18 protein-coding genes and 7 tRNA genes are annotated in these 23,195 nt (G+C 45.1%); 12 read left to right on the forward strand and 13 right to left on the reverse strand.

The features are described from left to right. Nucleotides 1–99 precede the first annotated feature (99 nt). A complete protein-coding gene (gene tesB / locus AC3CHU_RS11365) occupies nt 100–960 on the forward strand; it encodes an acyl-CoA thioesterase II (protein ID WP_029224851.1) in 861 nt (286 codons plus the stop codon). A gap of 158 nt (nt 961–1,118) precedes the next feature. Here tesB and AC3CHU_RS11370 read toward each other — a convergent pair whose 3' ends face one another. Together AC3CHU_RS11370 and AC3CHU_RS11375 are read right to left on the reverse strand one after the other, a co-directional pair. After that, on the reverse strand, nt 1,119–1,784 hold the full coding sequence (locus AC3CHU_RS11370) for a hypothetical protein (protein ID WP_488524585.1): 666 nt from the start codon (nt 1,782–1,784) through the stop codon (nt 1,119–1,121). A gap of 72 nt (nt 1,785–1,856) precedes the next feature. Further along, nucleotides 1,857–2,312, reverse strand: coding sequence for an Lrp/AsnC family transcriptional regulator (locus AC3CHU_RS11375; RefSeq protein WP_017073561.1), 456 nt, complete (start codon nt 2,310–2,312; stop codon nt 1,857–1,859). 147 nt (nt 2,313–2,459) lie between these two features. Between AC3CHU_RS11375 and AC3CHU_RS11380 the strand changes: the two genes are divergently transcribed. Further along, nucleotides 2,460–3,527, forward strand: a complete 1,068-nt coding sequence (locus AC3CHU_RS11380) for a PLP-dependent cysteine synthase family protein (protein ID WP_171309352.1) — start codon at nt 2,460–2,462, stop codon at nt 3,525–3,527. 128 nt (nt 3,528–3,655) lie between these two features. On the opposite strand, the gene AC3CHU_RS11385 is transcribed toward AC3CHU_RS11380, so the two are convergent. The 3 genes from AC3CHU_RS11385 to AC3CHU_RS11395 all read right to left on the reverse strand — a co-directional run bounded on the left by AC3CHU_RS11385 (nt 3,656) and on the right by AC3CHU_RS11395 (nt 8,307). Further along, nucleotides 3,656–3,976 carry a DUF1244 domain-containing protein gene (locus tag AC3CHU_RS11385; RefSeq protein WP_010439576.1) on the reverse strand — a complete coding sequence of 107 codons (321 nt, stop codon included), beginning with the start codon at nt 3,974–3,976 and terminating at the stop codon, nt 3,656–3,658. Nucleotides 3,977–4,117: 141 nt separating this feature from the next. Continuing rightward, entirely contained in the window at nt 4,118–7,231 is a 3,114-nt protein-coding gene (vexH, locus tag AC3CHU_RS11390; protein WP_488524586.1) for a vibriobactin export RND transporter permease subunit VexH, read from the reverse strand. Then, nucleotides 7,231–8,307, reverse strand: coding sequence for an efflux RND transporter periplasmic adaptor subunit (locus AC3CHU_RS11395; RefSeq protein ID WP_146457141.1), 1,077 nt, complete (start codon nt 8,305–8,307; stop codon nt 7,231–7,233). Before AC3CHU_RS11395 ends, vexH begins: the two co-directional genes overlap by 1 nt. Before the next feature lie 389 nt (nt 8,308–8,696). On the opposite strand from AC3CHU_RS11395, the gene AC3CHU_RS11400 reads away from it, so the two are divergent. The 7 genes from AC3CHU_RS11400 to AC3CHU_RS11430 all read left to right on the forward strand — a co-directional run bounded on the left by AC3CHU_RS11400 (nt 8,697) and on the right by AC3CHU_RS11430 (nt 9,905). Further along, nucleotides 8,697–8,781, forward strand: a tRNA-Tyr gene (locus AC3CHU_RS11400). Nucleotides 8,782–8,883: 102 nt separating this feature from the next. Continuing rightward, a tRNA-Tyr gene (locus AC3CHU_RS11405) sits at nt 8,884–8,968 on the forward strand. Between the two features lie 102 nt (nt 8,969–9,070). After that, a tRNA-Tyr gene (locus AC3CHU_RS11410) sits at nt 9,071–9,155 on the forward strand. A 103-nt stretch (nt 9,156–9,258) separates the two neighbouring features. Further along, nucleotides 9,259–9,343, forward strand: a tRNA-Tyr gene (locus AC3CHU_RS11415). Nucleotides 9,344–9,445: 102 nt separating this feature from the next. Beyond that, nucleotides 9,446–9,530, forward strand: a tRNA-Tyr gene (locus AC3CHU_RS11420). 102 nt (nt 9,531–9,632) lie between these two features. Then, a tRNA-Tyr gene (locus tag AC3CHU_RS11425) sits at nt 9,633–9,717 on the forward strand. A 103-nt stretch (nt 9,718–9,820) separates the two neighbouring features. After that, nucleotides 9,821–9,905, forward strand: a tRNA-Tyr gene (locus tag AC3CHU_RS11430). A 665-nt stretch (nt 9,906–10,570) separates the two neighbouring features. On the opposite strand, the gene AC3CHU_RS11435 is transcribed toward AC3CHU_RS11430, so the two are convergent. Then, entirely contained in the window at nt 10,571–11,479 is a 909-nt protein-coding gene (locus AC3CHU_RS11435) for a Tim44 domain-containing protein (RefSeq protein ID WP_054548202.1), read from the reverse strand. A 196-nt stretch (nt 11,480–11,675) separates the two neighbouring features. Here AC3CHU_RS11435 and AC3CHU_RS11440 point away from each other — a divergent pair, with 196 nt between their 5' ends. The 3 genes from AC3CHU_RS11440 (at nt 11,676) to AC3CHU_RS11450 (ending at nt 15,225) form a co-directional block, all read left to right on the forward strand. Further along, entirely contained in the window at nt 11,676–12,266 is a 591-nt protein-coding gene (locus tag AC3CHU_RS11440) for a TetR/AcrR family transcriptional regulator (protein WP_004736110.1), read from the forward strand. A gap of 17 nt (nt 12,267–12,283) precedes the next feature. Further along, nucleotides 12,284–14,158: an MFS transporter gene (locus AC3CHU_RS11445; protein WP_488524587.1), complete on the forward strand. Its 1,875-nt coding sequence runs from the start codon at nt 12,284–12,286 to the stop codon at nt 14,156–14,158. Between the two features lie 146 nt (nt 14,159–14,304). After that, entirely contained in the window at nt 14,305–15,225 is a 921-nt protein-coding gene (locus tag AC3CHU_RS11450; protein WP_004736106.1) for a YeiH family protein, read from the forward strand. A 127-nt stretch (nt 15,226–15,352) separates the two neighbouring features. Here the strand turns inward: AC3CHU_RS11450 and AC3CHU_RS11455 are convergent, their stop codons facing one another. The 7 genes from AC3CHU_RS11455 to AC3CHU_RS11485 all read right to left on the reverse strand — a co-directional run bounded on the left by AC3CHU_RS11455 (nt 15,353) and on the right by AC3CHU_RS11485 (nt 23,046). Continuing rightward, nucleotides 15,353–15,517 carry a hypothetical protein gene (locus tag AC3CHU_RS11455; protein ID WP_171311987.1) on the reverse strand — a complete coding sequence of 55 codons (165 nt, stop codon included), beginning with the start codon at nt 15,515–15,517 and terminating at the stop codon, nt 15,353–15,355. A gap of 155 nt (nt 15,518–15,672) precedes the next feature. Continuing rightward, complete coding sequence (gene menE, locus AC3CHU_RS11460; RefSeq protein WP_171311984.1) at nt 15,673–17,103, reverse strand: o-succinylbenzoate--CoA ligase; 1,431 nt, start codon at nt 17,101–17,103, stop codon at nt 15,673–15,675. Nucleotides 17,104–17,155: 52 nt separating this feature from the next. Then, nucleotides 17,156–18,163, reverse strand: coding sequence for an o-succinylbenzoate synthase (menC, locus tag AC3CHU_RS11465; protein WP_488524588.1), 1,008 nt, complete (start codon nt 18,161–18,163; stop codon nt 17,156–17,158). Nucleotides 18,164–18,238: 75 nt separating this feature from the next. Beyond that, nucleotides 18,239–19,105, reverse strand: a complete 867-nt coding sequence (gene menB / locus AC3CHU_RS11470; RefSeq protein WP_065206783.1) for a 1,4-dihydroxy-2-naphthoyl-CoA synthase — start codon at nt 19,103–19,105, stop codon at nt 18,239–18,241. A 102-nt stretch (nt 19,106–19,207) separates the two neighbouring features. Further along, the gene (gene menH / locus AC3CHU_RS11475) at nt 19,208–20,008 is read right to left on the reverse strand and encodes a 2-succinyl-6-hydroxy-2,4-cyclohexadiene-1-carboxylate synthase (RefSeq protein ID WP_171309180.1); all 801 of its coding nucleotides are present in this window, start codon (nt 20,006–20,008) and stop codon (nt 19,208–19,210) included. A gap of 9 nt (nt 20,009–20,017) precedes the next feature. Continuing rightward, nucleotides 20,018–21,742 carry a 2-succinyl-5-enolpyruvyl-6-hydroxy-3-cyclohexene-1-carboxylic-acid synthase gene (gene menD / locus AC3CHU_RS11480; protein ID WP_488525494.1) on the reverse strand — a complete coding sequence of 575 codons (1,725 nt, stop codon included), beginning with the start codon at nt 21,740–21,742 and terminating at the stop codon, nt 20,018–20,020. Continuing rightward, complete coding sequence (locus AC3CHU_RS11485) at nt 21,739–23,046, reverse strand: isochorismate synthase (protein ID WP_171316822.1); 1,308 nt, start codon at nt 23,044–23,046, stop codon at nt 21,739–21,741. Before AC3CHU_RS11485 ends, menD begins: the two co-directional genes overlap by 4 nt. Nucleotides 23,047–23,195: the final 149 nt, after the last annotated feature.

Here is a 23,195-nt window from a genome sequence, read left to right on the forward strand (position 1 = left end):
TTCTGTCTCGAAACCCTATGATTTATTGACAGATATTTGACTAAGCTAAATGATTAGCACACTAATCTGACACCCATTTTACGAAGAGGAATGCTGGCGATGAGTCAACCTTTACAAGAATTACTCAGTTTACTTCAGCTAGAAAAGCTGGAAGAAGGTTTATTCCGAGGGCAAAGTGAGAACCTAGGTCTTCCCCAGGTTTATGGCGGTCAGGTATTGGGACAAGCGCTTTCTGCGGCTCGCTATACCGTTCAAGACGACCGTAGTGTTCACTCGTTCCATAGTTACTTTCTGTACCCTGGTGATCCTGAAAAGCCAATTATTTACGATGTTGAAAACCTAAGAGATGGACGCAGCTTTAGCACACGTCGTGTTAAAGCAATTCAAAATGGCCGCCCTATTTTCTATCTCACAGCTTCTTATCATGGCGATGCTCCAGGCTTTGAACACCAAATTGCAATGCCTGATATTCCAGGGCCAGAGAACTTTGCATCAGAAACCGAGTTAGCGAGCCATATCGCTGAATTCTTACCAGAGAAGCTACGCAAAACCTTCTGTGGAGAAAAACCGATTGAGATGCGCCCTGTTACGGTCGTTAATCCACTAAACCCTAAAAAAGCCGAAGCGAAACAATACCTGTGGGTAAGAGCAAATGGTGCGTTGCCAGACAACCAGCTTATTCACCAATATTTGTTGGCATACGCGTCTGATTGGGGCTTCTTGGTGACAGCGCTTCACCCTCATGAAGTATCGATCATGACGCCAAACTTCCAAGTTGCGACGATTGACCACTCTATTTGGTTCCACCGTCCATTCAAAATGGATGAATGGCTGCTATATGCGATTGAAAGCCCGACCGCGGCCAACACTCGCGGCTTAGTACGTGGTGAGATTTACAACCAAAAAGGTGAGCTAGTCGCGACAGCCGTTCAAGAAGGTGTGATGCGCTTTACCAAGTAACGAGCAAACACTTTTTATAACTGTGAGCATTTTTTAAAAGCGACGTACATTTTTAGAAACGGCGAACAAGCACGTTCAAACCCAAAAGGGGCTAGGTATCATACCTAGCCCCTTTTTAGTAACGCTGACGAAAGAACGTCACACAAAAACAGTAAAGTCTATTCAACCTCTAACGTCGGCTCGAATTCACTCTGTACTCGCATTTTAATGCCATCTCCAGCGTCTCGCAGTAGATTAAATGGTGATAGCACCACCCCTTTCACCGCACCTTCTGCAGCTCCCTGAGCTAACTCTCTACTCTTATCGGCTAGCAAATTAGCTTGCACCAAAATATCAGGCACTTCAGCTCTAAGCATTTCGGATTCAGTGACAATCACTGGAATGGTTTGCTCTCGATAAGATTTACTTTCAGCGAGCATTGGCGGCATTACATCGACACGGTATCGTTTTAATTCTGTCAATGTTGGGGGAATAACATCGGTTCTTACTTGCTCTACTTCGGTTCGAACACTCTTAACTTCATCTAAGATAGCGGGGATTTTGCTATCGACCGATGAAACAGTTTGATTAACTTCATCGATGGTTTTACGGACATCTTCTACAGTATTCAACACCTGAGGAGCAAGCTCATTAACATGCTCAGCAAACGCTAATAGCTCTTCCACTTTTAGTCCCTTGGTAAGACCCGATAAGTCTTCAATAACTTGCGGATAAGTATCGACGATCTCCCCGACTTTATTGGTAAATGAATAGATGGTGTAGCCCAAGAAAAAAATGGCGACCGCTAATACCAACTGGATTGCGGTAGATACTTTTGCAAACATGAATAATCCTTTTCTTTATCGCAAAGGCGATGTCTAAACTGAAACGAGAGGTAGCATAAGATTAGGTTGAGCTTAAAGCGGCAATGCTGTCGTGTACTTCAGTGGTTCCATCGCAAAAGTCGACGTCACATTAGATATACCATCAATGCTATTCACTAAGCGTTTGTAAAAGTCGTCAAAGCACTTCATGTCTTTCACCTGAACCTTCATCATATAATCATACTCGCCCGCCATACGATAGAACTCCATCACTTCTGGAAATTCAGACACAGTATTCACAAAACGACCATACCACTCATGAGAATGATCACTGGTTTTAATCAATACGAACGCGGTAAAGGAAAGATCGAGCTTTTCAGGGTTCAACAACGCGACTCTTTTCTCAATAACTCCATTCTCTTCAAGCCGCTTAAGTCTTTTCCAACAAGGCGTGGTCGTCAGGTTGACCGCTTCAGATATGTCATTCAACGACAGCGTGCTGTCTTCTTGTAACAACCTTAATATCTTTTTATCTACGGCATCTATCACACTTTCACCAAATCAGTTTTAAAGAGAATAATTTTCTACAATTTAAGCAAAACAAAGGAAATATGGCAAAGTTTTTCTCCTTGGATATCGCTAAATTATAACCATACCAATTACAAAGAATTCCTACTTAGTCTCAGGAGAACGCCTATGTGTACTGACCATCAATGGATTAACAACGCGATTCGTAAAATTGAAGCCGATTACCAACGCTCAGCGGATACGCACCTGATCAAGCTCGATCTACCTAGCGTAGAAGGCATTGATATTTATCTTAAAGATGAAAGTACACACCCAACAGGCTCTTTGAAGCATCGTTTAGCGCGTTCCCTTTTCCTCTATGCGATTTGTAATGGTTGGGTTGGCCCAGAAACCACGATCATTGAATCTTCATCAGGCAGTACAGCGGTGTCTGAAGCGTACTTTGCTCGCCTGCTTGGCCTTCCGTTTATTGCGGTAATGCCAAAATGCACAGCGAAAAAGAAAATTGAACAGATTGAATTCTACGGCGGTCAAGCGCACCTTGTTGAGCGTTCTGACGAAATCTACGCAGAGTCTCGTCGTTTGGCTGAAGAGTTGAATGGGCATTATATGGATCAGTTTACTTACGCTGAGCGCGCAACCGACTGGCGTGGTAACAACAACATTGCCAACTCAATTTTCAATCAAATGCAGATGGAAGATCACCCAGTTCCAACGTGGGTGGTAATGAGCCCAGGTACAGGTGGTACATCAGCAACCATTGGTCGTTTTATTCGCTACCAACAGCATGAAACTAAACTTTGTGTTGTCGACCCTGAGAATTCTGTATTCCATGAATTTTTCAAAACAGGCAACGCGGATGTCAAAGGCAACACATTCAGCAAAATTGAAGGTATCGGTCGCCCACGTGCAGAGCCTAGCTTCATCTCAGGTGTGATTGATGAGATGCGTACAATTCCAGACGCAGCAAGTATCGCTACTACGCATTGGCTGTCTGATATTCTTGGCCGCAAAGTTGGCGCATCAACCGGTACCAATATGTACGGTGTGCTTCAACTAGCCAGTGAAATGAAAGCACGCGGAGAGAAAGGCTCTATCGTGACTTTATTATGTGACAGTGGCGAACGTTACTTAGATACTTACTTTAATGACGAGTGGGTAAATCTAAATATTGGTGACCTACAACCTTATGCAGCGAAGCTAGAAGCTTTCTCGCAAACAGGTGAGCTGGCTTAAGTTCGAAGTTAGCATTCAAAGCTAAGACAATGTACAAAATTAAAAAGAGCCCTGATGGGCTCTTTTGCTATATGCGGTTTGTTCTAAGTGCTGCTTGATCTATAAATCGTTGCTGCTAAATCGACAAATTATTCTGGCTTCTGCTTCGCTTCAAATGCTGCTAGCTGTTCAGGCGTCGCCTTTGGCTGATGGTTTTGTTTCCACTCATCGTAAGTCATGCCATAAACGCGCTCACGAGCGTCATCGATATCCAAGTCTAGGCCTTGTTGCTCAGCTTCGGCTTTGTACCACTTGCTGAAACAGTTGCGGCAGAAGCCCGCCAAGATCATCAGGTCGATGTTTTGCACATCTTTGTTGCTATCTAAATGTGCTAACAGGCGACGAAAGGTTGCTGCGTCTAGTTTGTCTTGTTCTTCTTGAGAAAGATCTTTGTATTTAAATTCAGCCACTTTACTTTCCTTTATTCGATTTATTGTATTAATTCGTTGAGCTCTGTTTGTTATACAAAAAAAGCCTGCCATTCGCTAGGAGCAAACGCAGGCTTTTCAATATTGTTACACTATTCCATGTTCATTAGCCGTGCGTGTTCATTAGCCGTGAGAGCTTCTTCCCACGTTATCGTGGCTCAGCTCTTTATTTAGAACCGCTTCCACATGACCTGGAGAACGTGTTGAGCCCGAAATCAGTCGATACATCGCAGGGATTACGAACAGAGTAACCAAAGTTGCAAAGCCCATACCGAAGAAGATAACCGTACCCACAGCCACTCGGCTTTCATAACCCGCGCCCGTTGAAGTAATCAATGGGATTGCACCGGCTAGTGTGGTGAACGCCGTCATCAGGATTGGACGTAAACGTCGAGCCGAAGCATCAATGATCGCCTTTTCAAACTCAATGCCACGGTCACGAAGTTGGTTAGCAAACTCCACAATCAAGATACCGTTTTTGGTCACCATACCGATCAACATGATCATACCAATCTGGCTGTAGACGTTAAGCCCTTGATTCATCAACACCAAACCTAAGAAGCCACCAAAGATACCCATAGGTACGGTGAACATCACCACCAGCGGGTTAATGAAGCTTTCAAACTGCGCGGCCAGTACCAAGTACGCGACCAGCATCGCTAGCGCAAATACCACTAAGATACTTGATTGGTTCTCTTTAAAGTCTTTTGACTCGCCAGAATAGCTCACTGAGATATCGCCTGGTAACTGCTCAATCGCTTGTTCATCAAGGAAATCCAGAGCATCACCCAGCGTGTAACCTTCCATTAGGTTCGCTTTAATGGTCACCGATTTCTGCTTGTTGTAGTGCGATAAACGAATCGAGGATGCCACTTCTTCAATGTGCGTCAGCGTGTCGAGCGTAACTAGCTCGCCAGACTGAGTTCGCATGTAGATTTGGCTTAAGTCATTAGCGTTGTTAAAGCTGTTTTCATCACCACGAAGGTAAACATCGTACTCTTCACCACGATCAACGAACGTAGTTTCGCTGCGCCCGCCAAGCATGATTTCTAACGTATCTGAAATATCCGAAACGCTAACGCCTAACTCGGCTGCACGTTGCTTATCTACGGTTACCAATAACTCTGGTGTTTTCTCCGAGTAATCGATGTCCGCACCTTCCATCATTGGTGAATCTTCAGCCGCTTGCTTTAACAGTTCGCCCCATTTCTGAAGCTCAGAGTAATCAGAGCCACCCAGTACGAATTGCACAGGCTCACTTGAACCACCTTTGAAGCCCGGCATGAACGGGAATACACGTACATCAGGAATGCCATTTAAAGATTTACGAACTTCGTTCAACGCTTCCTGAGCGGTCTCTTCACGTTCATCCCAATCTTCCAGGATCATGATCACGAAGCCCGTTTGGTCACCGGCATTACCACCAAACGCTGGCGATTGGATGCTGAATGATTTTAAGAATCCTTGACCAAGCAGAGGCATTAGGCGCTCTTCAACGATGTCCATGTTGGCAGACATGCGGTTATAACTGGTTGCATCAGCGCCACGAACAAATGCAAATATAACACCGCGGTCTTCTTGCGGAGTCAGTTGTGACGGCACTTGTTGCATTAAACCGTAGCTACCGCCCATACACGCGATAATGATGATTGGAGCTGCCCAACGCCAATTCAAAGCACGACGCAGTACCGCTTTATAGCCAAGTTCTAACTTGCCAAACACACGTTCGATAAATAGGTTGAAACGATTCGGTTTAACATTCGCTTTCAGGATTTTACTGCCTAACACTGGTGTTAGCGTCAGTGCGACCACCGACGAGAAGATCACTGACATCGCGAGTAACACTGAGAACTCTGTAAACAGAAGACCTACCATGCCATCCATAAACGAGATTGGTAGGAACACCATGACCAGTACTAGCGTGGTTGCGATTACCGCAAAGCCTACTTCACGCGTCCCTTTATAGGCCGCAAGCAGTGGCGACTCACCACGTTCGATGTGATGGAAAATATTCTCAACAACCACGATGGCGTCATCTACTACTAGGCCAATCGACAGGATAAGTGCCATCAGGGTAATCAGGTTAATAGAGAAACCGAAGTAGTACGCAGCAATAAATGACGAAATCAAAGATACCGGAACCGTCACCGCTGGAATAAGTGTCGCACGAGCTTGGCCAATAAAGACGTAAAGCACGAGGATAACCAAACCACCCGTAATAAAGAGTGTGCTATATACCTCAGAGATCGAACGGTCGATAAACACCGTTGAGTCATAATCAACAGCCAAACGAGTCCCATCAGGCAGGAACTTCTGAATCGCCTCAACTTCTTTGTGCACTAAGTCGGCAACCTCAAGTGGGTTCGCATCTGACTGAGGCACAATCCCCATACTAACGTTAACAATGCCGTCACTCTTAAACGTCGAGTTTTCGTTTTCTGCGCCAATGTACACATCAGCCACATCTTTCAAATAGATAGGTGTGTTATCAGACGCACGTTTTACGACTAGGTATTCGAAATCTTTGGCTTCAGTGTAAGATCGTGCAGTACGAACCGACATCACGATCGCGTCATTACGTACTTCACCGCCTGGGCTTTCAATGTTCTCATTGTTTAGCGCTGTAGTAATATCAGAAGCAGTAACACCACGACCCGCCATTAGGGCTGGTTTCAGCTTCACATACATTACTTTGTACAAGCCACCCGAGATATCCACCGAGCTCACGCCTGAGATCAAACTAAAGCGGTCAATCAACACACGTTCGGTGTAGTCGGTTAACTGCGTTCGGTCCATCTCAGTCGAGCTTAAGTTAATGTAGACCGAGGCTTCGCCACTACCATTGTTCTTATAAACAATGGGGTCGTCGGCTTCATCAGGCAATGATCGCTGAGCACGAGCGACCGCATCACGCACATCACTCACCCCCGTATTGAGGTCGTAACCAAGCTCAAAGGTAATAGTGATACGCGACATGCCGTTACGCGTTGTGGATTCGATCTCATCGATACCACTGATACCGGATAATTGGTCTTCAAGATTGGAGGTTATTTGACTTTCAATGATGGTGGCAGACGCACCCTCATAACGAGTACTGATCGACACCACTGGACTTTCAATATCTGGCATCTCACGAACCGCGAGCTTATTGAAAGAGACGATACCAAACACAACCAAAAGCAGGCTCAATACGACAGCCGCTACTGGTCTCTTTACAGAAACATCAGATAACAACATTAGTTAGCGCCTTCTTGTGCTTTTTTATCACTTGCTGCATCAGTTGGGCGATTAACGGCAAGCTCTTGAACCAAGACTCCGTCACGCATGTTCACGATACCTTGCACCACGATCTTCTGACCAATTTCGATGCCTTTATCAATCACGACTTCGTTATCGATACGCGCACCCAAGAACACTTCTGTTCGAGTTGCCTTGTTATCCTCGCCAATCACATAAACAAAACGCTTCGTACCTGAGTACTCCAACGCTTGAACAGGGATAATCGGTGCTTCGACTGGTGGGAAGTCCATATCCGCGGCTACTAACATGCCCGGCTTCAAGTAATCATTGTTGTTATCAAAGTGGATTCGAACTCGTAAATTCAAGGTTTCAGCGTTAATACGAGAATCAATGCCTACCACTGTGCCAGTAAACTGAGTCTCGCCCCATGCACTGGTGCGAGCCGTCACTGTCATGCCTTTAGACAGCTTAGAAAGGTAGCGCTCCGGAATTTGAAGGTCTAACTGCATCACAGACAAATCATCTAAGGTCACGAGTTCAGTGCCTGCTGTCACCATTTTTCCGCGGCTAAAGTCGATAAAACCGACCGTGCCAGAGAAAGGCGCGCTGATGTGTAAGTCTTTAAGATTGGCATTGGCGGCAGCTAGGCGAGCATTGGCAATTTCAACATTGGTTTTCTGCGCGTCAATTTCAGTTTGCGTAATCGCATTCCGTTTAACTAATCGTTGGAACTCCGCTAGCTTACGTTTTTCGTCTTTTAGGTACGCTTGAGCCTCTGCAACCGCGGCCTTGGCTTTGTCATCATCTAATTGAACCAACATCTGCCCTTTAGTGACGTCTTGGTTGGCTTTGATGTTGATAGAGTCAACTCTACCAGCCACTTCAGAAGTAATGATCACAGATTGTTCGGCTTCTAACTTACCGACCAAAGAAAGAGACTGGCTAACTTGGTGAATATCAACCTGCTCAGTAACAACAGTAACAGTACTTGGGCCCATGCGTTTTGCGAGTGCGGCTGGAGACGCCATAAGAATCGACAAGCTAAGCAGGGTTAAAACAGATTTATGCTTCATAATAATGGTCTGCAAGTAAGATTTATTATCTATAAATGAAATTAACCGTATTCTATCAACTGATGAATGCTGTAACGTCAAGAAGTGTAAATCTAGGTTAAATTCCATTTACGTTTCTTCGCCAATAACACAAACCAAACACAATACAGAAAGCCAGTTACCTCAAGGTGTTACCTGTCACTACGTAAACCTGAGCGTAGGTGTTCACTTCACGAGCAATATGCATACTTTTCGCCATCTTTGCCCAAAAAGGCAGCATTTAACACAAAACCATAAGAAAAACTCTTTACAGGTTTAACGTGTTTGCTATGATGCGCTCCGCACTTGAGAGATGCGTTGGGAAAAACATCTCTTTAGCCTATCCATTATGAGATAGGAAAAAACACCCTGGAGGGGTTCCCGAGTGGCCAAAGGGAGCAGACTGTAAATCTGCCGGCTCCGCCTTCGATGGTTCGAATCCGTCTCCCTCCACCATATTCTTCTTACCTCTTTTAAGAGTTAAGAGAACAACCTGATTGATGGGCTTATGGGAAAACATCAATTTAGGCTTACTTTGTGAAAAGTAAGACACACCCTGGAGGGGTTCCCGAGTGGCCAAAGGGAGCAGACTGTAAATCTGCCGGCACTGCCTTCGATGGTTCGAATCCGTCTCCCTCCACCATATTCTTCTTACCTCTTTTAAGAGTTAAGAGAACAACCTGATTGATGGGCTTATGGGAAAACATCAATTTAGGCTTACTTTGTGAAAAGTAAGACACACCCTGGAGGGGTTCCCGAGTGGCCAAAGGGAGCAGACTGTAAATCTGCCGGCACTGCCTTCGATGGTTCGAATCCGTCTCCCTCCACCATATTCTTCTTACCTCTTTATAAGAGTTAAGAGAACAACCTGATTGATGGGCTTATGGGAAAACATCAATTTAGGCTTACTTTGTGAAAAGTAAGACACACCCTGGAGGGGTTCCCGAGTGGCCAAAGGGAGCAGACTGTAAATCTGCCGGCACTGCCTTCGATGGTTCGAATCCGTCTCCCTCCACCATATTCTTCTTACCTCTTTTAAGAGTTAAGAGAACAACCTGATTGATGGGCTTATGGGAAAACATCAATTTAGGCTTACTTTGTGAAGAGTAAGACACACCCTGGAGGGGTTCCCGAGTGGCCAAAGGGAGCAGACTGTAAATCTGCCGGCACTGCCTTCGATGGTTCGAATCCGTCTCCCTCCACCATATTCTTCTTACCTCTTTTAAGAGTTAAGAGAACAACCTGATTGATGGGCTTATGGGAAAACATCAATTTAGGCTTACTTTGTGAAGAGTAAGACACACCCTGGAGGGGTTCCCGAGTGGCCAAAGGGAGCAGACTGTAAATCTGCCGGCACTGCCTTCGATGGTTCGAATCCGTCTCCCTCCACCATATTCTTCTTACCTCTTTATAAGAGTTAAGAGAACAACCTGATTGATGGGCTTATGGGAAAACATCAATTTAGGCTTACTTTGTGAAGAGTAAGACACACCCTGGAGGGGTTCCCGAGTGGCCAAAGGGAGCAGACTGTAAATCTGCCGGCACTGCCTTCGATGGTTCGAATCCGTCTCCCTCCACCATATTATCCTTAATTGGAAAATCGAAAAGCCAACTCATTGAGTTGGCTTTTTTCGTTTCTGAACTTTATATCTTTCTAAACGTATCTTGCCGAACCTATCTTTCTAAACACGGCCCTCAACTAACTAAACACCAACCCACACTACAGCAAAAAAGACTAAGCGAACTAGCCTATTCAAACATCAGTGATCCCATACTTCAGCATGACGCTCACAAACCAGATAAGCAGCGCAGCCTAAGCAATTGATCGATACATATTCTTCGCATTCATTCGCAATTATCTGTTTCTGCTGCAAACTAATCTCAGGATCCAATACGGGTTCAAAGAACTTTGTCATTACTCATCAAATCCAAATAAAACTAGTTAGTCTCAGGTTAATCCAATCTTTGAATAAGATACATCTCCTAATATTTGTCGTGATGACACTCTTCCTTTACTCATGTTATTTGTCTGTTCCGCATGTTTCGTCATATTGGTATTGCTCCGTGAATCTAAAGCTCTCTCTCCTCCCCAAAAAAAGCTCAAAGCCAATTTCCCAACAGCAACTTACAGATACATATCCTTAGCACACAAAAAAGCCCCTGCTGATTTCTCAGCAGGGGCTTTCAATTATTTGGTGTCATTCCGAATAACTACATCATATTGATGTTGAGTTAAATCTTGGAATTAGCCTTGAATACCAACAATTAACCAAGGTGCATTGTCAGTTGTTAGGTCACGCTCTAGGTGCCAGATATCTGTGATATCTTCTTCAACGCCATCCGCAGTGTCACGGTAACGACCACTAAACTGAAGGCTTAGCTGTGCTTTGCTACCATCGTGGTCTGCACGAACGATTTCAGCATCAACGTACATTACGTCTGTGTGCTGATCACCGTCTAGCTTATTACGCTCAGCTTTTAGGTCTTCAAATAGGCTTGGAGATACGTATTCTTCAATCGTGTTTAGCTCGTTGTGGTTCCATGCACCTTGCAGTGTACGGTAGTGCTCACGAGAACCATTGATGAATGCCGCTTGATCAAAGCCCGGCGGGTAGTTATGTGGAACATCGCTTTGTGCACCAAAACCGAAGCCACCAGCAGTGCCTTGTGATTGAGGTTGTGCTTGCTCGAAGTTATGAACATTTGGTTGTTGCTTAGGTTGTTCAAACTTGTTCTGACCCATGCCGCCGAATGCTGGCTGTTGGCCACGTGCATTCTGCTGATTCATTGAGCCCTGCTTCGCACCCAACATTCCGCGTAGGAATTTAAACGCTAGGAAAGCAATCAGACCCATAATCAGAATATCCATGAACTGGATACCTTCAAATGCGCCACCAAAGAATGCAGCTAAAAGACCACCAGCAAGTAAACCACCTAGCAGACCGCCCATAAGGCCTTTCTTGCTAGAGTTAGCTGCTGTGTTCTTACCTGTTTGATCTTGACGGATCGAATTCGTGTTTTGTTGTTTTGGTGCTGGAGCCGTTTTAAAGCTTTTGCCAAATGACTTACCACCACCAAACTTTTTCGCTTCCGCGATTGGCGTCACCGCGACTGTTACCAACAGGATCGCGACTAGTGAGAAAAATCGTTTCATTATTATCCTTTATAGGTTTTTTATCTTTCGACACCTTAATCATACTCGTTAACAAAGAACAATGAAATATTCACGACGTTTACACATGTATCATAATATTGCGGCTATTAATTGATTACTAAACTAGCGAAGGGATTGACGGCACTCTGGGGCAGCATTAAAATATTGAACGATGTTCATTTAATAGAAAGTACCCATGGCAAGACGAAACGATCACACTCGCGAACAATTAGTGCAATTAACCTTAAAAACGGTGACCGACTTCTTAGAAGAGCACTCTTATCACGAGTTAAGTCTACGCAAAATCGCCAATATGATTGGTTATGTTCCAAGTACCTTGGTGAATGTATTCGGCAACTACAACCTATTGCTATTGCATGTTGTTGCTCAAACATTAGATGAACTGGCGTCAGAATCTGCTGTAGCAGTTGAACAATCGAGCAATCCTCAGCAAGCTCTATTCAACCTAGCCTACTGCTACCACGATTTTGCACAAAAACACCCTCACCGTTGGCAGCTTATCTTTGAGCACAACATGAACGGTGAAAACCTTCCTGAATGGCAATCGAACCGTATCGATAGAATGACAGGTATGCTAGAGCAACTATTAATCGCGATTGCTCCTGAACATACTGAAAGCGAAGTCGTTAAAGCCAGCCGTGTATTATGGTCTGGAGTACATGGAATTACTCTACTTAGCGTTGATGATAAATTTTTCGCCTCTGAGCCTATCGATGGTAAAGAGTTGATCAATAACCTAGTCTCAAACTACTTAACCAACTGGTAATCATCCAAGGAAAGACAATGAACAACAGCAGCCAATCTTCGCTGTTAACGCAAAAAAGGTTCCTACCCTACTTTATTACCCAATTTCTGGGAGCCTTTAATGACAACATATTCAAAAATGTTCTGTTACTGTTTGTTGCTTTCGCAAGCGTAGACACGCTACCTATTTCCAGCAATTTATTCATTAATTTGGCCGCTGGCCTTTTTATTCTGCCCTTCTTCCTATTTTCTGCTTTGGCTGGTGTGCTGGCAGACAAATATGAAAAATCGTGGTTTATCCGTAAAGTTAAGCTTCTTGAAGTGGTGATAATGTCACTGGGTGCGGTCGGATTTATCTACGAAAGCTACGAAATATTACTGCTACTTCTGTTTTTGATGGGGACACAAAGTGCCTTCTTTGGCCCCGTTAAGTACGCCCTACTTCCGCAACAGTTAGAAACCAAAGAGCTTGTGTCCGGAAATGCTCTGGTTGAAACAGGCACATTCTTAGCCATCCTAATCGGTACTCTAGGTGCTGGTATTATTGCGTCAGAAGAAAGCGCAAAACTCATTGCTGCTGTGTGTATTGTTTCTTTCGCCGTACTCGGGTATGTATCAAGTTACTTTATCCCAGAAGCGCCAAGTAATGCACCAGATCTGAAAGTAAAGTGGCAGCCAGTAAAGCTAACCCGCGCAACACTCGCTATTGCCAAAAAAGACCGCCCAACCTTTCAAGCACTGATGTCGATCAGCTGGTTCTGGTTCCTCGGTGCAGCTTACCTCACTCAGTTTCCCAACTTCACCAAGGTTTACCTAAACGGTACTGAAAGCGCTGTCGCGTTTTTATTGGCACTGTTCTCGGTAGGCATTGCGATTGGCTCGTTGGCTTGCGATAAGTTATCTAATCACCGCATTGAAATCGGCATCGTGCCAATGGGCAGCCTAGGTATTTCGATCTTCGGCCTGTTGATGGCGATATCCATTCCAGAGTCTTTGCCTGACTTTAACTCTTTCCATCAGTTTGTGACGTATTCAGAACTATGGCCGCTGTTTGCTTATCTTCTACTACTGGGGATCTCTGGCGGTATCTTTATTGTTCCGCTTTACTCTCTAATGCAGCTACGGGCAAAGCCAAATGAGCGAGCTCAAGTAATCGCCGGGCTCAATATCTACAACTCGCTATTCATGGTCGGGAGCGCTGTTTTAGGTATTGTTTGCCTTAGTATTCTGGAGCTTTCAATTCCACAGCTATTTGTACTGCTCGCGATAGGAAACACTTTGGTTATGCTGTATCTGTTTTATCAGGTGCCTATTTACGCTTTCCGTTTCTTTACGTGGGTGGTCACTCACACCATGTACCGAGTTAAACATAAAAATTTACATCACCTTCCAGAAAAAGGCGGCGCATTGATTATCTGCAACCATGTGAGTTATATGGATGCATTATTGCTGAGCGCCGTTTGCCCTCGCTTGATCCGCTTTGTGATGGAAGAAGATTACACCAAGTTGCCGCCTATTCGACGTTTCTTGAAAAGAGCTGGGGTTATTCCAATCTCCGCAACCAACCGTAGCTCTATTCGAAATGCTTTTAAAGAAGTAGAACGCGCCCTGCATGAAGGCCACATCGTCTGTATTTTTCCAGAAGGAAAGCTAACCTCTGATGGTGAAGTCGCAGAGTTCATGCGTGGAATGGAGCTGATTATCAAACGATCTCCTGTGTCTGTCATTCCAATGGCTCTCAAAGGGCTATGGGGCAGCTACTTCAGTCGTTACAAAGGCAGTGCCTGCAAAGGACTACCAACCCGCTTCTGGACCAAGTTAGAGATAGAAGCTGGCAAGCCAATTCTCGCTAAAGATGCCTCATGCAAAACTCTTCGGCAGTCAGTTTCAGACCTTCGCGGAACACTACGCTAGCTAACCAGCCCTTTATTCATATCAGCTGAACAAGCGTTAAGTTTTCCTTAACGTTTGTTCAATTCATTTAGACTTACTTATCATTTTATTGAACGTATAGTGGTCTCATTACAATAACGTGACAACACAACAAGACTCTAAATACAATGAACCTAAAAAAGTCTGCTCCATTTTATCTTGCTGCACTGTTTTGCTTAACACCTTGGGTAAGCTCACCGACGGCCCTCGTTATTGGCTTCCTGCTTGCTAGTTTAGGTTTAGTCCCTGAGCATCTAGAAGTAGGCAAACTCACAAAGAAGTTACTGGCCTACTCGATTGTCGGCTTAGGCTTTGGCATTCAGTTTGAAAAAGCATTGGCGGTAACAGGCGACGGTATTGGTTTAATTGTCACGACCATCATTGGTACGTTAGTCATTGGTTGGTTCTTAGCCAAACGAATGGGATTGGATCGCACCACGGGCTACCTTATCTCTTCAGGTACCGCTATTTGTGGTGGTAGCGCGATAGCAGCTGTAGCACCTGCGATTAAAGCGGACGATGAACAGATTGGCTTGGCGTTAGCTACGGTATTTGTGTTGAACTCGGTAGCTCTATTCTTATTCCCGATGATTGGCCACGCGCTTGAGTTAAGCCAACAAACATTTGGGACTTGGGCCGCCATTGCGATTCACGATACATCTTCTGTGGTAGGTGCAGCTTCGGCTTACGGTGAAGAAGCACTGACGACAGCGACAACATTGAAGCTCGCTCGTGCACTTTGGATCATCCCAATCGCTTTAGTCAGCGCGATGATCTTCAAGAACGATCAAAAGAAGATTACGATTCCTTACTTCATTTTCTTCTACTGCGCTGCCATTGCTATTAGTGACTTGCTGCCACAATTTGAGATGGTCTACCAAGGGATCTTTGATGTGTCCAAACGCGCGTTGGTTGTGTGTCTGTTCTTAATTGGCTGTGGTATTTCTGTAGAGAAGTTAAAAGCAGCAGGGCCGAAGCCATTGATGTTTGGTATTACGATGTGGACGATGATTTCGACAGGTTCTTTGGCGTGGTTAACTCTTGCTTAGTTCGCAAAGAAACGCTTTAACTGGTTGTTCGGTTACCTAGACACTCAGATTAGCGAGCAACAAAACAAAAAGGCAAAGCTCAAATGGGCTTTGCCTTTATCGTATATATTCATTGTTACAACAGTCACTAGTCAAACAGGGGCTTTTCACTCTTTTGGCTCTCCCTTTTCATCAAAACAAGTACCACAACCAATACAAATGCGGTGAGTTCAGCCAACGATCGAGTTAGCCCAGACGACGTCACTGCTTGGCCTATCTGCAGTAAAACCGCAATGATGAGAGCAATTTTCATAATAAGACCTTATTCTATAATCCGTTATTTATAGGGCTTATTATGATGGATGGTTATAAAGATAATAAATTCTGTTTTGAACTATCTAATTGCTAAATTAACTAACCGCCTCTCAATCTAGCAAACGACACACATCTTCCAGTGTTCTTCGGCTTTTAGTTTCTATGCTTCAACAACCAAGATGCCAAGCCTGCTCTCGAGACTTTGATCCCCTGCTGTTCTTGCTCAGGCATCTGATAATACTCGATAGGAAACTTAAATCGCTCTAGGCTTCCTTGTAACTGTTCTGCAAACCACTCTTTGGTAGGTAGTTCATCGCAGTCGACAATCGCAATCGGTCTAAAGCCAAATTCACTGTCTTCAACAGGGACCACAAAGGCTTGTTTAACTTCAGGTAATTGGTTGAGTGCTCGCTCAATTTCTTCACAGTGGATGTTTTCACCACCGGAAATAAACTGGTTATCCGCTCGGCCAATAATCGATACTTGTTCGCCATCCCATTCACCGAGGTCTTTACTGTCAAACCAACCTTGGTCATCCACCAGTGGCGTAAAGTCACCTTGATAGTAATAACCAGAAGCAAGTGTATTACCGCCAATATAGATACGTTGATCTTCAATTTTCAACTGGCGTTGGTCGAGAACAAAACCTGCAGTATTACTAGAATCGACTTGCTTCGCGGTCACTGTTGAAGCCGCTTCTGTCATGCCGTATCCAAGCCAAGTTTCAATGCCCATTTGTTGAGCTTCAAGCCCTAGCGCTTCTGGGATATGGCTACCGCCTAAAAGCACATGAGTTAGAGTAAGTGCTTGCTTACTCTGCAATAACCTATGTAGTTGAGTAGCCACTAAAGAGGCATGACTGCAACCTTCGATGTCTGACTCAAGCTTACCTGACCCTATTTTGATGCAGCCACCAGCCGCCAACCAACGATGGACAATCGCCAATCCTGACACATGGTACATAGGTAGGCTAAGCAACCAAGTGTCAGCTTGTTCAAAGTTGAAAACGTCGAGTAAACCCTGAGCTGAACATAAGTGTTGCTGCAGCGTGTGAGCCACCGCTTTCGGGTTTCCGGTAGAGCCAGAAGTGAATACGATGCTCGCTAAAGATTGAGGATTAAAGTTAGGATTTTGCGGTGTTGTTGGTTTGTCATCACCATCGACCTTAACTTCGTTCAAGCAAGGTAGCGTCACCAATACAGTCTTGAGGTCAACAACATCAGAATGATCTAACCCACAGCTATCTAATAGCCAAAGGTAACGTCTGTCTAACTGACCATAGAGGGATTCAAGCTTCTGCGTTAAACGAGCTGCTGGCTGAGGCATTGTAAACGCACAAACCACACCTAAATTTAAGGCCGCAAGATACACAGGAATCACTTCAGTTTGGTTCTTACCGACAATCGTCAGTACATCACCTGCAGATAGGCCTTGATGAGACAACTGTTGTTGGTACTCACTCACCAGCACAGACACTTGCTGCCAAGTGTAAGCGCGGTTAGGAGTCACTAACGCTGTTTGATGTGGGTTCTGCTGCGCCCACTGTACCCAGAGCGGGTGATGATTAGATTGTGGGCGCATCATAAGATAACCAAGTTATAGATTGAGAACGGTCTAAGCCAATCGAACGATCAGCCTAAGAAGACCAAATCAATTGTTGCTGTTCAAGCGTTGAAACTGGAAGCTGACAACCCGGCCAAGAGACTTCTAGCTGTTGCTGATACAAGCCAATCGTATCAAGCCCTGGAACTTCATTAGGCAAGTACTGCTGCGCCAATCGAGCAATCTGAGTTAAGCCAAGGCTAGACTCTATGCTTGAGCTTAGTACAGGTTTAATACCAAGTTGTTGCGCGCGTTCAATGATAGCAACACAACGCTCTACTGAGCCAATCAAGGTTGGTTTAATCACAACCGCCTTAACACCCGTTAAATCACTAAGATCAAACTCAGGGCTTCTTACCGCTTCTTGCAGGGTTTCATCCCATGCAATCGCAACGCCATGGTCGATGGCAAATGCCAAGCTGCCTTCTGGCTTTTGGCAAGGCTCTTCTATAAAGCTAATGCGCTGACGCAGTGACGGCGAAATGTACTTAATGAACTGCTTCGCTTTTTCAGGTTTCCACGCGCGGTTAGCATCTAGTCTTAGCGTTAAATCAGGAATCGATTCAAGAAATAAGCTAACCAACATGCCATCACGGATTGCTTCATAAAGGCCAACTTTTACCTTAGCGACCTTCTCGCCTTTCATCTCATTAAGCACAGGAATAAGTTCATCTGGATCTCCTGTACACAACGGCGCCGCTTGGTAGTTACCTTCTGCGTTGAGCTCGCCTCGTAATTCCATCATCGCCATCGAAAAGCCGAAGGCAACAGAAGGATATAGCTCATCAAAAGGCGTTTGAGGGTTGTTGTGGCTCCAAAGCTCTAGTTCGTGTTGCAGTTGAATACCGACTTGCTCGGCATCTTCTAGGCTAAAACCTGGCAAAGGCGCAACTTCGCCAAAGCCAGTTTTACCGTCACACTCAAGTTGGATGACATAGCCAACACGTTCGTTCAACTTATTGTCACGAAGAATCACACCACTATCCATAGGTAGTTGATAACGGTAGAGTTTAGCGTGACGCTGAGAATTCACTGAGTTCATAAAGTTTCCTAAAAAACGGGGAACATCAAAACAAAACGAGCCGCTATTAGCGACTCATTTTAAAGAAGAGAAAGACTATGGGTTACGCGGGAACTTGTCGAAATCAGGTCGACGCTTCTCGTTAAATGCGTTTCGGCCTTCTTGGCCTTCTTCTGTCATGTAGAACATCATGGTTGCGTTACCCGCCAACTCTTGTAGACCGGCTTGACCATCACAGTCTGCGTTTAGTGCGGCTTTCAAGCAACGCAGCGCCATTGGGCTGTGTTGAAGAACTTCACGACACCAACGAACGGCTTCTTTTTCTAGATCAGCAACAGGTACCACTGTGTTTACTAGGCCCATGTCCAATGCTTCTTGAGCATCGTAGAAACGACACAAGAACCAGATTTCACGCGCTTTCTTTTGGCCAACGATACGAGCCATGTAAGAAGCACCCCAACCGCCATCGAATGAACCGACTTTAGGACCTGTCTGACCGAACTGAGCGTTTTCAGCTGCGATGGTAAGGTCTGCCATCATGTGAAGAACATGACCACCACCGACCGCCCAACCCGATACCGCTGCGATTACTGGTTTTGGACAAGTACGAATTTGACGTTGGAAATCAAGTACGTTCAGGTGATGTGTACCTGAATCATCTTGATAGCCGCCGTAGTCACCACGAATACTTTGGTCACCACCAGAACAGAACGCCTTCTCACCAAGACCCGTCAAAATGATTACGCCAACCTTCTCGTCATAACGAGCATCAGCCAGCGCATTGATCATCTCTTTTACGGTTTGTGGACGGAACGCATTGTGGACTTGAGGACGCGCAATCGTGATTTTCGCAATACCGTCGTCAGACTTGTGGTACTGAATATCTTCGAATTGACTGCTTTCATCGCTCCAGTTAACTGCCGCGTAAAGTTCTTCTTCTGTGATGCCTACTGTTTTAGCCATGGTGATTCCCATTGTTCTATTAGAGACCACGACTAACAAGTAGTCGTGACGGTGTTGCTCTGCTTTTGATAGTGCTTGAGACTAGAGATCCGCTCAGTCAGATTAGCGACGACTGGCGATACATTGGATGATCAAGTTTGAAAACAACTCTGGTTGCTCAAAATGAACATTATGACCCGCGTAATCAACCTGACTATATTCAAAGCCACTATTCTCAGCTAGCTCCATGAATTTACGATCTTTTTCTCCACACACATAATGCAATAAATGCTCATGAGATTTCAATGTGGCACGTAAATCCGGTTGCTTAGCTAACGAAGTAGATAACAACATATTTGCTACGGATACTCCAAGGTTACCACTACGCTTTATGACCAAAGTTTGTCTTTGCTCATGATTTAGTGAAGAAAAGACGCTTTGTTGATACCAATCGTCTAAAACATCTTCAATCGACTGCTGCGCAAAGCGGACAGCCCACTGCGTATCATGTACTAACCTTTGTGCTCGTTCTTCATCACGCTCCAGACCAAAGTTGCCACCTTCAATAATGACTTTCTCTAGATTGAGTGTTTCGAAGCAAGGGCTTGTCACCCCATACATGGCGAGCCTTCCTCCCATAGAGTAGCCAATTACCACGATAGAGTAATCCGCAGGAAGATCGTTGAGGGCAAGTTGAGAAGTAATGCACTGAACGATTTTCTTGCAGCAATGATCAAAGCCTACCGGATCGATAAAGCGGCTTTGTCCGTGCCCAGGCAAATCTATGCAAAGACGAGGAAAATCCTCTAGATATGGATGACATGCACTCCAATCATCCCCGCTTCCGAGTAAACCATGTAAAAAAACAAGCAAAGGTTTGTCGGAAGGTTCTTGTACAGCTGGGTAATAATTGGAGTAAAGCATGTAAAGTCCTTAGGCTAATGCCTCGGTGAGCATTGAACTGAATTGTTTCAGCAAAGTAGACGCTTGTTCGGGAGGCGTCTTAACTTCAACGAGCAAGGTACCCTGACCCTGTTCGAAATGTTGTTCGATAATGTTTTGATAGCAATTCAAGGTTTCTGGTGCAGCGTAACCAAGTTGGAACTGCGCAGCAGCGTGTTCAAAACTGAAACCATGAGGCATTTGATAAAGTGACTGTTTTTGCTGCTCTGGTACCGGCAACAAGTCAAAGATTGCACCACCATCATTGTTGGTCACAACAATAACCATCGGCGTTAAATTATGAGTCAGCAGAGCCAGTGAATTGAGGTCGTACAACAAAGAGGTATCACCAATCAACATCAACAAAGGATTCTGGTTGGCTTTCACCACGCCCGCAGCCGTCGCCACCAAGCCATCAATGCCCGATGCACCACGGTTACTGTAAACTTGATTCGCAGATATTGATGACAGCATATCCACCAGCCTTACCATCAAGCTATTTCCCACAAATAGCTCTCTGCCTTTAAGTCTAGACGACAAGTCAACGGCAACACTGAGTTCCGTCAATTGGTCATTGTTGGATATTTGCGCGAGGGCGAGTTGCTGAACAGTATTTGCGACCTCGATTAAAGGAGCCGCCCAACCTGCATGCTGGCCTAGCAAGGTGGGTAAATGCTGCTCTGATACCCATGACTCGATAGCAGCAACGATATGAGTTTGAGGCAGATGATCTTGGTTGATTCGGTGCGTATCTGGTGACACAACAATATATTGTGATGAGCAGAATGATGATGCTTGCGACTTTATCCAATGATTAAGGCGCTTAGAAACAATGCGCTCACCGAACTGAAGGATGAAATCACATTGGTTAAGTTGTTCTTTCGCTACGTCACTCTGCATCCAAAGATCATAATGTTTCCAATCGCTGCTTACGCCCGATTGAGGATCGCAGAAAATTGGCCAACCTAAAGCTGATGCAAACTGTTTTGCTTTTCTCGCTGATTTATTATCGATAGAGCCAATAATCACCGCACCTTTACGGGCAACGTAATCGCCCGGCGCGACTGGCTGTTCATTCAAATGGTTAGGCAAGTAGGTATTGGTATACGGGCTTGTCGAAGCTTTCCACCCAGCGACACTGGATGTGTATTCCGCATACATTTCCGCGCTATTCGCAGAATATAGAGGTTCTGGGAACGGACAGTTGATATGAATCGCACCACCAACATTGCGTTGTTTCACCAGCGCGTGATCAACCGATGTCAGCAACCAATTCAGAGAAACTTGTGTACTAGGGCTTGGTAAGTTTAAAGCACTTTCAACATGGGAAGAAAAGATACCCTGTTGCTGAATCGCTTGATTGGCACCACAGTCGACCAAGTCGATGGGTCTATCAGAGGTCAGCAAAATCAGCTTCTCTCGTGTCAGCCCAGATTCAGCTGTCGCAGGGAGAAGGTTAGCGACAGCAGTACCAGAGGTAACAATCACGGCAACTGGCTTATCACTGGCTTTAGCTAAACCTAAAGCTAAGAATCCAAGACCACGCTCATCAAAGTGCGTGTGTAAGGTTAACTTGGGGTTGGCTTCAGCTTCGAGAGTTAACGGCGTTGAGCGAGAGCCCGGTGCAACACAAACATGTTCAACACCGTTGCGTGCTAGCTCTTCAAGTAATGTGTGACTCCAAACTCTATTTAATACGGCTTGGTCGTGATTCATGACGCCACACCCAACGGCGGGTGATCCGAAATCAAGCTGAGTAAGGTCGACATCTTCTTGTTCAATTCTTGCCATTCATACTCGGCAACCGACCCCGGCACGATCCCCGCACCAGCAAACAGCTGTACTTGATCGTTTACAACTAACGCACTTCGAATCGCGACACAAAACTCTGCTCTCTGATGACTGATATAGCCAACAGAGCCTGCATACCAGCCTCGCGCAAACGGTTCGTGTTCAAGAATGAAGTCCATCGCCTCTTTACGCGGTAAACCCGCCACCGCAGCAGTCGGCTGTAATGCAGCAAGCAACTGCACACCGTTAACGCCATTATTAAGCTGAGCGTGGATATTACGCTTAAGATGCTGCACCTTACGCAAGCGCACAAGACGCGTATCCTTTTCAACATGGACCGTTTGAGAATGAGGAGTTAGGCGCTCAATGATGTCGTCGACCACATACTGGTTCTCATTGAGGTTTTTACTGTCTTGAGAAAGCCAGTTCGCTAACTCCATATCTTCTGTCGCGTTTTCTCCGCGACCAATGGTTCCCGCTAGAGCTTCAGTATCCAGCTCTGTCCCATACCGGCTATACAAACGCTCTGGCGTTGAGCCAATAAAGCTGTGTTTAGAATCTAATACCAACATAAAGTGAAAGCTGTGATGGTTTTGCAGGTAGCTGGCCTTGAGTAATTGAGCCGCGCAGATTGGCGCATCGAGCTGCAGTGTGGTTTTACGCGCTAAAACAACTTTCTTGTACTCTTCGTCGCTAATGCCCTGAAGCACTTTATCGACCAAATTACCCCACTGTTCTCGTTCTGGAACGTGGTTAATCTGTTCAATGTGAGCCGACAAAGGTGCCAATATCGCCGCTTCTACAGAAAGCTTATTCAAAGCATTAATGGAGGCAACGCGATCAGGAGACAAGTTAACCGCTAGCGACCAAGTGTCGTCAAAGCGGATTAATTCAACCTGAGGAAGGAAGAAAAACGATTCCATGCAACGACGGTTCTTTGCGGTATGTCCATCAAATGAACGTCCACCCCAGATTCGTTGGTCTTCACCAAGAATTGCGTATGCGGGAGCAGGATCAGAAAAAGTGTGCAGTTGACCGAGCGCGACGACCTCTTCACGAGTGTCACGTGACTGCCAGTAGAACTTTGGAAAGAGCGGTTGAGCATGAAGCCATTCTATAAATGCAAACGATGGTTTTTGCGTTAGAACTTCAACACAACGAACTTCACTTGCTTGGGCATTTTGTACTCGCTCAATCAAAGCGGAGATAGTTTGCTGGAAATGTGACAAATCGACCTCGTTCACATCTAAATTATTATTATATTAGTTTGATACTTTATGGGCAGCACCCACTTAGATCAAGAATCTACTATATCTTTTGAACATTCCTGTGATTTTAAGCGATCCAGCCTCTTTATTCATCTTAGACAACAACAAAG

Source organism: Vibrio sp. QJM3NY_39 (assembly GCF_057785895.1).